A 9,845-nucleotide genomic window follows, 5' to 3' on the forward strand; every position below is an offset into this window, starting at 1 on the left:
CCGATCAACCGCGCAATGACAAAACCGGCGTGCCTTTGTTGGTCAGTTGCGCACAGCCAGCGCGTCCGGCGCGCCATGCGACCATGCCGCGCGCAAGAGGTCGTCGACATTGCCATGGCCATCCGGATAGAGATTGACCGCGTACCAGTCATTGCCGTCGAGTTCGGTGCTCTGGATTTCGGTCCTGCCGAACGGTTCGAGAGCCGCAGCCACCCGCTTTGCCTCGGCAGCATCGTCGAAGGATCCGGCGGCGACATAGTCGGAAACGGCAGGCGATGCCTGCGGGTTGGGTTTCTTCCACGATTGCAGGATGTCGGCTGGCGACATGCCCTGGTCGTCAAGCGCTGCAAAGACGTCGGCGCGCTGTACGCGCTCATCCGCGTAGGAGAGCGAAGCCACGGCAAAGGGCGATTCCGGGCGCTGAGGCACGATCGGCCCGAATTCAGGCAGCGTCACATCGCTTGAGGCCGGTGCCTGCATCGACATCCCTGGCTGTGTGTCGGAATTCGTCAACTGACCAGGAAACGGCACTACGGCAGGGGGTGCGCCAACAGATAGGCTCGGCGAAGGTCCGTTCATCGCCACCATGACGCCGGTCGGCAAGCCATCGGACGGGTCCGGGCGGTTGTTGCCCGGGCGGTAGGAGGCGACCAGATATTGGTCGTCGTCGCCGTCGAGCGGTGCGCGGCCAATATATTCCACTTTGACCCTGGCCGTGCCGACCTTGGCATAGTCGAGCATTTGCGCGGCGCGTTCCGAGACATCGATGATGCGTCCCTCGTGATAGGGGCCGCGGTCGTTGACGCGCACGATGACCGAGCTTCCGGTCTCGGTGTTGGTGACACGGGCGTAGCTTGGCAGCGGCATGGTCGGATGCGCCGCCGTCAGATGGGTCATGTCGTAGACTTCGCCATTGGCTGTGAGACGACCGTGGAAGGCATCGCCATACCAGGAGGCGAGACCGACCTTGGCGTAGCGCTTGTCTTCCTTGGGGTAATACCACTTGCCGCGCACCTGATAGGGCTTGCCCAACTGGTCGCGGCCGCCGCCGCGCCGCATGTACTGAACGCGCGGGCTGGCCTTCACACCGTATTCGGTCTCGGCAAAATATTCCTTCGAGCGAGGCTTCTTGTAGACCATGGCTTTCGGCTCGGACTGCGGCGACGCGCACGCGGCCAGCAACGCAGCCGAAAGAGCGCACAACACCAAAGCAGGAGCGCGACGAAGACGCCGATGCGTCGTGGTCTGCATGTTTTCCGATGTCCCCTACCGTCTCGACACAGGCGCCGCTTCTAGAATTTCGGCGGAGCCAGATGAGCAATGCCTGCGACGCGCCAATCCCCATCCCTTGTGCGCAGGAATTGTTTATCAGCGTATTAATCGATTGTGTCCGGAACCGGGCAGGAATGTGGCGGCCAGGTCCCGGGCTGGCCGGGCGCCTGTGAGGAGGCATCCGAGACCTCTGTCCTTTGGAGTCTCTGGAAGTGAACCTGTGGCATGAAGCGCGGCTGCCTGGAACCGACCGACCCGAGATACGTTCTGCGCCTCATGGATGAATTCATTGAACGTTTCGGGCAACAGACGTGGCTGCCCTTTTCCGTAATTTCAGCCAGGCTTTTGCTCGCGGCCGTCCTTGGCTCCATCGTTGGGATCGAACGCGAATGGCGTAACCGACCGGCCGGATTGAGGACACACATCCTGGTCTGTGTTGCGACGGCTCTAATTGCCATCCTCACGATCGAGATTACTCATCTTCACGTCTTCGATGGTCAGGAAATCGCCATCGATCCTATCCGCTTGATCGAAGCCACGACTGCCGGCGTGGCATTTCTGGCCGCGGGCTTGATCTTCTTCTCCAAGGGCGAGGTTCAAGGGCTTACCACTGGGGCGGGCATGTGGCTGGCAGGCGCCATAGGCCTGGCGGTTGGGCTCGGGTTCTGGCAGATCGCGGCTTTGGCAACTGTGCTCGCACTTGTCGTGCTGGGCCTTCTGCAACTGGTGCAGGTCGGCAGCAAGGATCGCAATTAGAGCCCTTGCGCTCGAAAAAAACGGGCTCGCAGCTCCGTTCGGGTAACGAACGCCACCCCCTATTATCCATGGCAGCGCCGATGGTTGACTTGGCGATGGGCAACGCTCTAGAGAAATGAACCGCAAGCTGGTCCGGAAGGATAGGTATCATTCGATACCAACTGTCGTTCACTGGGTCGGTTGATGTTCCTAGATGATTGAAAAGTCACGTTGGAGGGATGGCCGAGCGGTTTAAGGCACCGGTCTTGAAACGTGGTGAAAGCCATCCCGACTGGTCTTTGTTGGTCCCGAATAGCTCGGTTTTCTGGGCTTTTTCTTTGCCGCCATTGGCCGATCGTTTTACCCTGTCCCTGCCCTTCCCTCACAGTCCGGTGCCAATTGCGGTGCCAACTATTTCCTGCGACAATCAACTCGCGCTATTCGCTAATTGGGGGGATGTGTTGTCATTTCGACGAACGGACGCAGAAGACGAAGAGTCGCTTAAATCTGAGTTGATATTAGGCGATCTTTCGCCGGATCAATTCATCCAGTTCTTGCGAGAGAAATCAGTTCACACTGCGTGCCCCATTTGCACGGTCGATGACTGGGAAGTCGCCTCCGCGACCAATGACCCCGACGGCATCGGGTGGTGGCGACGGTACATCCGGCGGTATGGAAACGCGCGTAAAGGCCCTTGAGGACAAGTTCGACAAGATCGATAGTAAACTCGACGGCATCGTGAAAGATGCAGCAGAGATTAAGGGAAGGCTGTCTTCCATGCCGTCGACGTGGCAGGTAGTTGGCATCTGCGCCTCCATGCTCGCTCTAGCTCTAGCTCTGGCTGGTGGTGGAGCAATGCTGGCTTTAGTACGAGCGACCTCAGGCAATTAAAAAAGCCCGCCACCGTGAGGCAGCGGGCTTACCGTGGTGGTGGAAAAGATTTCCGCGACCTTACAGCGAGACCAGAACTTCCTGAGATTTCAGGTCGTCGCCCCACATGACGGTTTCGCCGTAGTCATCCGGACAATACCCCTCCGCGTCGTGGTTGTCCTCGTCGTCGGCGTTGTCTAGTTCTAGATCGCATGTGTCGCCGGCCGGCAGGTTGGGAGCGGTGCCGGACAGGAATGACTGCCCGCCGTTATGCGCCCAGCCCAGAGACGGCTCGTCGTCTGCGGTTTCCTCCAGGTCGCAATCGGCCTGCATGAGATCCAGCGCCGTTATCAAGCTCATGGCACGGTCTAGGAGGTCGTTCAGGCGCTTCTCGACTGACCGGCGCCAGACACGCGGGTCGGTTCCCTTTGGCATGCCGTAGGGCTTTAGAACGCAAATGTGGGCGGTCATGACACGCGCTCCTGATCGAGGAACGCCAGCGCCGATATCAGGATGGCTTCTGCCACCCGATCAATCAGCGAATGCTCATCCAGAGCGTAGCGGATCGCTTCTGCAACGCCCCGATTGCTCGTTGCCGGCGGCGTTGCGTGCCACAGCTTGTCATCCAGCGGCCCATAGGTTGCCGCGACGAGGGCATCCTCGTTTTCGCCCGTGATCTCGCCGTTGGGAATTGCCATGAACTCTGCCATCTTGGCATAGTATTGGGCGATGGTGTCGGCGAGCGGGTCGGAAGCCGACGCGGGCGGCGCCAGCGCTACAGCGCCTCCTATGAGTGGAAGCGAGGCAAAGGTGCCAAGCATGGCACGTCGGGAAAATCTCCCGATGACTGCGGGCATAGCTTCGCCGGCAGCCGGAACATGGGTGTTCGGCATGATTGCAATCCTCTAACATTGTGTTACAACGTTAGCAGATGTGACACGACTACGGTTAATGGTCAACTAGCATCTGCTAACAATCGCATACAAGGGACAGCAGCATGGCGCGGACAGCAGCACTAGGGCTCAGGATTGAACCCGTTTTGAAAGAAGCTCTAGAGAACGCCGCCAAGGCGGACCGGCGCACGGTCGCCGCCTATGTCGAGAAACTCATCGTGGACGATCTGGAGGCCAAGGGCTTCCTACCAAAAGGAGCAGCGGAATGAGCAACGGATCAAACATCGCCGTCGCGATCAATGCGGCTCACGCTTCCGTCGAGCAAGCCAAGCGGGAAGGCGTCAGACACGTCATTGAGTGCGGACGACTTCTGCAACAGGCAAAGACGACGCAGCCCCACGGCCAATGGGACGCGTGGGTGTCGGACAACTGTTCGTTCTCGATGCGCACCGCCCAGCTTTATATGAAGGTCGCCAAGCACGTCGGCGACGATCCCGCAAAAGCGCAACGCGTTGCGGATTTGAACCTGCGCGTTCTCGCTCGCCTGAAGCCCTCAGAGCGCCCCGCCAGGACGTATGGCGCCCCGTCCGCGCCTTCGCCCTCGACATGGCAGGCAAGCTGTTCCTAGGCCTCGCAATTGGCCTAGGCGTTGGCATTGGAATGGCAATAGCTGGTTAGCGCCATCTACCCCTGCGCCCCTTGCCACCGGCAACCGGCTTGTTGTGAGATGTCGGGAAGTGTGGTTATGGTTGGCCTGTGCGAAAAGGCCAGGCTCTACCGACAGTAACGTTGATGATCGGCTCTCTTGCTGCTTATTATTTCGTTGCTGCATGGATGCGCGGCGACTTCGTCGAGATCCCGGAAGTCTACAAAGTCGCGAAGTGCCAGCGGGCCGTGATCGAGGCCCGCAAGGGGCATCCAGATCCAGAGTTACTTGCCGAATGCAGGCGCGCCGGCCTGATCCCGCCGGAGGCACCAGCTCAAGGGAATTGAAATCCTGCCGAAAAAGGCGTTCTATAAGCGCCTTCTAATTGGGCAGGGGCTCGAATTGCATGCGTATCCTACGCGACTTCCTTCGTAACAACGAAGGCTATGTGACCGCTCTGACGATGGTCGCCATGCCGTTACTGCTCGGCTTTTCGCTGCTCGTCATCGATGTCGGGCGCGGCAACAACCTGCACACCGATCTCCAGAATGCAGCGGATTCACTGGCACTGGCCGGCGCGCGCGAGCTCGACGGCAGGGCGGATTCCATCACGAGAGCCAATACAGCTCTGGCCGCTCTGGTGAAGAACAGGGCTCGGTTTTCGAACGGCGGCCCGGCGGTTATCGACCAGACCCAGATCAGTACGGCTTACCTCAATGCCATTCCGCCAAGCGACGACACCAAAATCGACGCCACATGGATAGGCGCTCACCAGACCACGAATGGCACCGCAGCGGCCTATCTGCTTGTGAGGTCAAATCCCCGCGCCATGACATCGCTCTTTCCGCTCCCGGTCGGGTTGACGCTGTCCACCCTGAATTTCCAGGCTGAAGCTGTTGCAACGATGTCTTCGGCGGTTTGCAATACGACGCCGATGTTCATCTGTAATCCGTACGAAGCAGCCGGTAAGAGCATCGTCGATGCCTTTGCCGCCGGCGATCTCTACAGCAAGGAGCTCAGGCTGCTGAAAACATCGTCGGCTCCTGGTCCCGGCAATTTCGGCTTGCTCGATTCCGTCGACGGGCTTTCTCTCAGGGATGCCTTCGCCATCGGAAATGCCGGTCTCTGCTACAAGTCAAACGGCGTCACTACTAAACCCGGTGTCACGCTCGGCCAGGTCAATGTCGGTCTGAACGTCCGTTTCGACGTCTATGCGGGCACGCTGAACAAGTCGAATACCGACCCTGCCTACAGGCCGGCGATGAACGTCAGGAAGGGCGCCAAGAACCCGAATGCCTGCAACAAGGTGCAGTCCGACGATCCAACCAAAGCTATGGGGTTGCCAGCCTCAGCCGACACCGACTACGATTCAGTGAAAGGAATAAGCAAGAACACGACTTGGAACAGATCCGGCTATTGGACCTTAAACCATGGCACGAGCCTTCCGACGGCACTACAGAGCGCATCCCGCTACGACGTCTACAAATATGAACTCGCCCATCTTCTGGTCGGTGACAAGGCCGGTCAAAAGAACGGCGGCGAAACCGGCACGCCGCATTGCGTCGCCAACACCGTTACATTGACCCCCGACCCTGACCGGCGGACCTTCGCAGCGGCTGTCGTGAACTGCACCGCCGATGCCGGCAAGATATCGGGCAGGACCGAACTTAAGCCGTCCGGCTTCGTGCGGATGTTCCTGATAAGCCCGGTGGAGAAGGAAGATAGCCAGAACAATTCGGTGAAGGACGAAGATTCCTCGAACGAGAAGCCCATCCATGTCGAGATCGTCGATGTGGCCGGAGCGGGCACCGGCGGCACGATGGACGAGTTTGTCAGGACCGAGTCCTATCTGGTTCGCTAAAGGCCGTGGCGGCGTCGCAGTGGCATTGGCAACTGCCGGTCGTCGCCTTCATTAGCGCTGGCGCTGGCACTTACGTTGCCAGCGTGGGTCAATCCAGCCTGCAATATCAAAGGCAATGTCTCCATCAACACCGGTGAACGGATTTATCACGTGCCGGGAGACGAGTTTATGCGGCGACCATTATTCGTCCTGAGTACGGCGAAACATGGTTCTGTTCCGAGGCCGAGGCGCGGGCAGCGGGATGGAGGCACGCCAGGCGGTGAACGACGGAGAAAAGGGAGAGGGAAATAATGAGCCATCGACCTTTCGCCGCGCGGCGGCCCGCTTCGATCGCGACTCAACAATGCAGGGAGTTGATGAGCGAGAAGATGGACCTACCGGTATATCCTGGCGAAGGCGCCGCACCCGCCGACGTTTTGCGCTTAGCCGCCGAGTATCATCAGGCGGCCGAACTCCTGCACAAGCAACATCGCAAGGGCGAGCCCATTTCCCTGGCACCTTGCCGTTTTGTAGCACTGCACGCGAGTGAGCTTTATCTGAATGCCTTCCTGTTGATGATGGGCGTCGATCACAAGGCTGTGCGTGCCCTACAGCACAATCTCGCCGACCGTGCCCAGCGAGCGCAGGAGGCGGGCCTGGTCCTTCGCCAGCGAACTCTTTCGCACCTTATGGATAGGTCGAGCCGCGAGTATCTCATCACTCGCTACAGCCCGGAGTTGCCGTCCACATTGCCCCAGCTAAACCGGCTTATGGCCACTTTGAATGACTTGGCTACGAAAGTAAGCGCAACCGCCGCGAACACCAAGCAGTTGCGTGGCCGCCAGCTTTAAAGCCGGGCACTCATGACGGATCGTCGCTCGGCGAACGTTCGCAGAGCACCCAGAGGCGCCCGTTCGGCTCGTCCAGTGCCGTCGCCACGGCGTGAAACGTCTTATTTTGGTATGTCGCAACGAGGCCGCTGCCGCCGAAGGTCTTGTCAACGATCTCGTCGGCCGCCGAGGTATTGGCCCCGAAGCTGATGGAAAGGTGCGGCCCGGAAGCCCAATAGGGAGACTCGGTGTATACCGCATTCAAGGCCAGCCGCAACGTTGGCGAAGGGTCGGAGTCGAAAGATAGGGATGGCTGGTCAGGAACGTGCTTCCCGTCTCCAGCGCCGCCCGGCGTCATCTGCCAGCCTTGGGACGGGGTGCCGTAGAAGGGATTGACAAGCTTGTCCTGCGCGCCCCACGTCAAGGTATCGGCCATGTCTGGAAGGCCGCCGGGGATTTCGACCTTGGCCGTGTCGACACCTACCCAGCCTCCATGGCCGCTGCTACGCCTCACTCGGGCGTCGTGCGGCTGCGACCCGCCAACATAGTCGAGCGCTAGCGTAAAGGTGCCGACGTACTGGACACCGGCGAAGTGATCTGACGGCACATCATACCAAGCGAGCTGCCAATCCGCATCCGGAATCGTCGGACGATCCGGGGTCGGCGGAATGGGCGGAAGCGGTACCGGCGACGTGTTGTCTTGGAATGCGGCGGAAACGGTCACGTAGAAGCACAGATGCGTCAGCACGTCCCAATGCACGGAAATAATTCGCGCGAACGGCCCGATCCGGACGGGATCTTCGGCGGTGCCGGCCATCAATAAACTGCCAAGCCGCGCGCGGTCTGCAGTCGCCGCGCGGCCTCAAGGAAGCGCTCGGAGCGCAGCCGATGATATTGCGCCGCCGCTACCAGACCATCGGCCAAGACCCTCACGGTTTCCGGCTCTGTGTCCGCTGTGCGGCTTGCGACGCCGTCGTCGGTCTCGGCAAGCAGCTCTTCGGCGAATGCGACGTACTCCGAATGAACTGTGATGTCATCGGCCTCGCCCGGCCGCATCAATTCGGCGTGCAGCTCGACCAAGTCGGCGAGATCATCCGGGCTAAGAGGAGCGAGGTTTTCAGTGCTGGCCATAGTGGCTTCCTTCCTTGGGATGGGCGCGTCATCTCGACGGGCTGGGTGTTTGATTTCAGCCAGGCAGGTTTGCGTTGACGCGCGCGATGGCCTTCTCCCAGGCGCTGGAAATGGCCGTTGGGTGTGGCGGCTTGGCCGGTGCCGACGCGGCGGGCTGGGGCGCTCCGACAAAAGGCGCTTGCTTCACGGCCTCGGACTTCTCGTATTCCTTTCGCATGTCGGCTCGCCCTAGGCTCAAGGCGGCTTGGTACTGCTCGGGATGGCGATCGGCGAGCGAGAGGTAGTGTCGTTCCTCTTCAGAATAGAGGGCGGTGACCGACCGCGCCTTGTAGAAGAACGACACCATATCTCCCTTAGTGCGGAAGCCGGTTGCGTCGCCCTTTGCGAGCGCGCTTTTCCAGTGTTCGGGAAAGTGGCTTGGGATGGTCATTGGAACTTGTCTCCTGTAGCGGAAGCCACGCGGGCCTCGAAAATTGCAATTGTGTGCGGCATGGCGCCGTCGAGCGCTTCCCGAACTATTCGTTCAGCAGCATCGAAATCGCCTGCCTGTTGCGCCGCCCGGATTGCCGGCCAGACGTGCGACACCGCGTCTTGCAACGGCGCCGCCAGGACCGATGGAAGATCGGGATCGTCGAGCATTTGCTTCAGATGTTTCATGCTGCCTTTGCCTTCTTGGTTTTGTACTTCCGGTCGAGGAATTGTCGCTGGTGCCTTGCGCGTCCTGCCGTAAGGTCGGCCGCCGTAACCCGGGCGCAGCCAAATTCCTCGACGGCTTCGCTGATTTCGATTTCGAGCAGTTTCTTTGCCTCCCGCTTGTTGGCGTTCTGGAAATGCGGCGCGACCTTGACGTGGAGCCCCAGCATCCGGTTGCGGACGATCGAACACCGGGAGGCGAATTCGTCACCAATTTGCTTGATTTCGAGAAGCTCGCCGTTTATCAGTCTGCGCTTAGTCTCTAGGCGCTGCGCCTCCAGATCGGCCTTGAGGGCAGCTAGTTGTACCGCGGTTAAATCGTCGAGCGGTGCGCCCCGTGCTCTCGATTTTTTGGCTTCGAAGTACGCGGCGTCCTCACTGTCCGGATCGTCGCGGAGCGCGGCATACCCGCCACTTATTTCCGTCAACGCCTCTCGCACCGCTCCATCTACAATGCCGGCGGCTTCGTCTGCGACTTTGCCCGCGACCTTGCCGGCGAAGTCGTCGGCGATCGCGTAAAGCCGCTTGGCGGTGTCGATGGTAATTTCGCGGATGTGTGGGGCGACGCCATCGAGCGGCACAACCGACTCGATCAAGGCTTCGACTTCATCTTGCAGCAACGCCACGCCAGCGGCGGGCTTGCGGCGCCGCGCATCGTTTAGATCGCTGCCAACGTGTTTGCCGGCGGTCACCTTCTCGGCGAGCAGGCTGTCGGCCTTGTCGGTGTCGATCGTGCCATCAGGCAAAACCGCATCGGCCAACGTGCCATCGGTGATCCGGTCGCGGATTGCCTTTTCAGTGCAGCCTCGTCGCTTGGCGTAGGCTCGCCTGCTTATGCCGCCCATGGCGTCACCTGCGGAGTGCGTACCCAAAAGAAGAGCCTGCGCCTAGAGGTGGTATGCGCTACCGCCGTCCCCTCATAGGGCGGTGTTGGT

15 protein-coding genes and 1 pseudogene are annotated in these 9,845 nt (G+C 60.1%); 8 read left to right on the forward strand and 8 right to left on the reverse strand.

Annotated features, from left to right (window positions below):
- Positions 1-42: 42 nt before the first annotated feature.
- On the reverse strand, positions 43-1,251 hold the full coding sequence (locus NKH54_RS22545) for a septal ring lytic transglycosylase RlpA family protein (RefSeq protein ID WP_352805024.1): 1,209 nt from the start codon (positions 1,249-1,251) through the stop codon (positions 43-45).
- A 246-nt stretch (positions 1,252-1,497) separates the two neighbouring features.
- On the opposite strand from NKH54_RS22545, the gene NKH54_RS22550 reads away from it, so the two are divergent.
- Both NKH54_RS22550 and NKH54_RS22555 read left to right on the forward strand, forming a co-directional pair.
- Entirely contained in the window at positions 1,498-2,028 is a 531-nt protein-coding gene (locus tag NKH54_RS22550; protein WP_488377180.1) for an MgtC/SapB family protein, read from the forward strand.
- Positions 2,029-2,246: 218 nt separating this feature from the next.
- Positions 2,247-2,705, forward strand: a complete 459-nt coding sequence (locus NKH54_RS22555) for a hypothetical protein (RefSeq protein WP_353028902.1) — start codon at positions 2,247-2,249, stop codon at positions 2,703-2,705.
- Positions 2,706-2,958: 253 nt separating this feature from the next.
- Here the strand turns inward: NKH54_RS22555 and NKH54_RS22560 are convergent, their stop codons facing one another.
- Both NKH54_RS22560 and NKH54_RS22565 read right to left on the reverse strand, forming a co-directional pair.
- Entirely contained in the window at positions 2,959-3,348 is a 390-nt protein-coding gene (locus NKH54_RS22560) for a hypothetical protein (protein ID WP_353028903.1), read from the reverse strand.
- Positions 3,345-3,698: a hypothetical protein gene (locus NKH54_RS22565; RefSeq protein WP_353028904.1), complete on the reverse strand. Its 354-nt coding sequence runs from the start codon at positions 3,696-3,698 to the stop codon at positions 3,345-3,347. The genes NKH54_RS22560 and NKH54_RS22565 overlap by 4 nt, the downstream gene beginning before the upstream one ends.
- A gap of 176 nt (positions 3,699-3,874) precedes the next feature.
- Here NKH54_RS22565 and NKH54_RS22570 point away from each other — a divergent pair, with 176 nt between their 5' ends.
- The 6 genes and pseudogenes from NKH54_RS22570 (at position 3,875) to NKH54_RS22595 (ending at position 7,107) form a co-directional block, all read left to right on the forward strand.
- On the forward strand, positions 3,875-4,039 hold the full coding sequence (locus NKH54_RS22570) for a hypothetical protein (RefSeq protein ID WP_353028905.1): 165 nt from the start codon (positions 3,875-3,877) through the stop codon (positions 4,037-4,039).
- Positions 4,036-4,398, forward strand: coding sequence for a DUF3102 domain-containing protein (locus NKH54_RS22575; RefSeq protein WP_353028906.1), 363 nt, complete (start codon positions 4,036-4,038; stop codon positions 4,396-4,398). The genes NKH54_RS22570 and NKH54_RS22575 overlap by 4 nt, the downstream gene beginning before the upstream one ends.
- Before the next feature lie 164 nt (positions 4,399-4,562).
- Positions 4,563-4,763 carry a hypothetical protein gene (locus NKH54_RS22580; protein WP_353028907.1) on the forward strand — a complete coding sequence of 67 codons (201 nt, stop codon included), beginning with the start codon at positions 4,563-4,565 and terminating at the stop codon, positions 4,761-4,763.
- A 59-nt stretch (positions 4,764-4,822) separates the two neighbouring features.
- On the forward strand, positions 4,823-6,277 hold the full coding sequence (locus NKH54_RS22585) for a TadE/TadG family type IV pilus assembly protein (RefSeq protein WP_353028908.1): 1,455 nt from the start codon (positions 4,823-4,825) through the stop codon (positions 6,275-6,277).
- 96 nt (positions 6,278-6,373) lie between these two features.
- Positions 6,374-6,540 (forward strand): annotated as a pseudogene (locus NKH54_RS22590) (sunset domain-containing protein); the annotation flags it as partial.
- Between the two features lie 27 nt (positions 6,541-6,567).
- Positions 6,568-7,107: a hypothetical protein gene (locus tag NKH54_RS22595; RefSeq protein WP_353028909.1), complete on the forward strand. Its 540-nt coding sequence runs from the start codon at positions 6,568-6,570 to the stop codon at positions 7,105-7,107.
- A 10-nt stretch (positions 7,108-7,117) separates the two neighbouring features.
- Here NKH54_RS22595 and NKH54_RS22600 read toward each other — a convergent pair whose 3' ends face one another.
- From NKH54_RS22600 to NKH54_RS22620, 5 genes are read right to left on the reverse strand one after another with little or no spacing between them, the layout of a single operon-like run.
- Entirely contained in the window at positions 7,118-7,903 is a 786-nt protein-coding gene (locus tag NKH54_RS22600) for a hypothetical protein (RefSeq protein ID WP_353028910.1), read from the reverse strand.
- Positions 7,903-8,217, reverse strand: coding sequence for a hypothetical protein (locus NKH54_RS22605; RefSeq protein WP_353028911.1), 315 nt, complete (start codon positions 8,215-8,217; stop codon positions 7,903-7,905). Before NKH54_RS22605 ends, NKH54_RS22600 begins: the two co-directional genes overlap by 1 nt.
- Before the next feature lie 55 nt (positions 8,218-8,272).
- A complete protein-coding gene (locus NKH54_RS22610; RefSeq protein WP_353028912.1) occupies positions 8,273-8,647 on the reverse strand; it encodes a hypothetical protein in 375 nt (124 codons plus the stop codon).
- Positions 8,644-8,874, reverse strand: coding sequence for a hypothetical protein (locus NKH54_RS22615; RefSeq protein ID WP_353028913.1), 231 nt, complete (start codon positions 8,872-8,874; stop codon positions 8,644-8,646). Before NKH54_RS22615 ends, NKH54_RS22610 begins: the two co-directional genes overlap by 4 nt.
- Positions 8,871-9,755: a hypothetical protein gene (locus tag NKH54_RS22620; RefSeq protein ID WP_353028914.1), complete on the reverse strand. Its 885-nt coding sequence runs from the start codon at positions 9,753-9,755 to the stop codon at positions 8,871-8,873. Before NKH54_RS22620 ends, NKH54_RS22615 begins: the two co-directional genes overlap by 4 nt.
- Between the last annotated feature and the right edge of the window lie 90 nt (positions 9,756-9,845).

The sequence above is a fragment of the Mesorhizobium sp. M1004 genome (assembly GCF_040318795.1).
Lineage (GTDB): Bacteria > Pseudomonadota > Alphaproteobacteria > Rhizobiales > Rhizobiaceae > Mesorhizobium.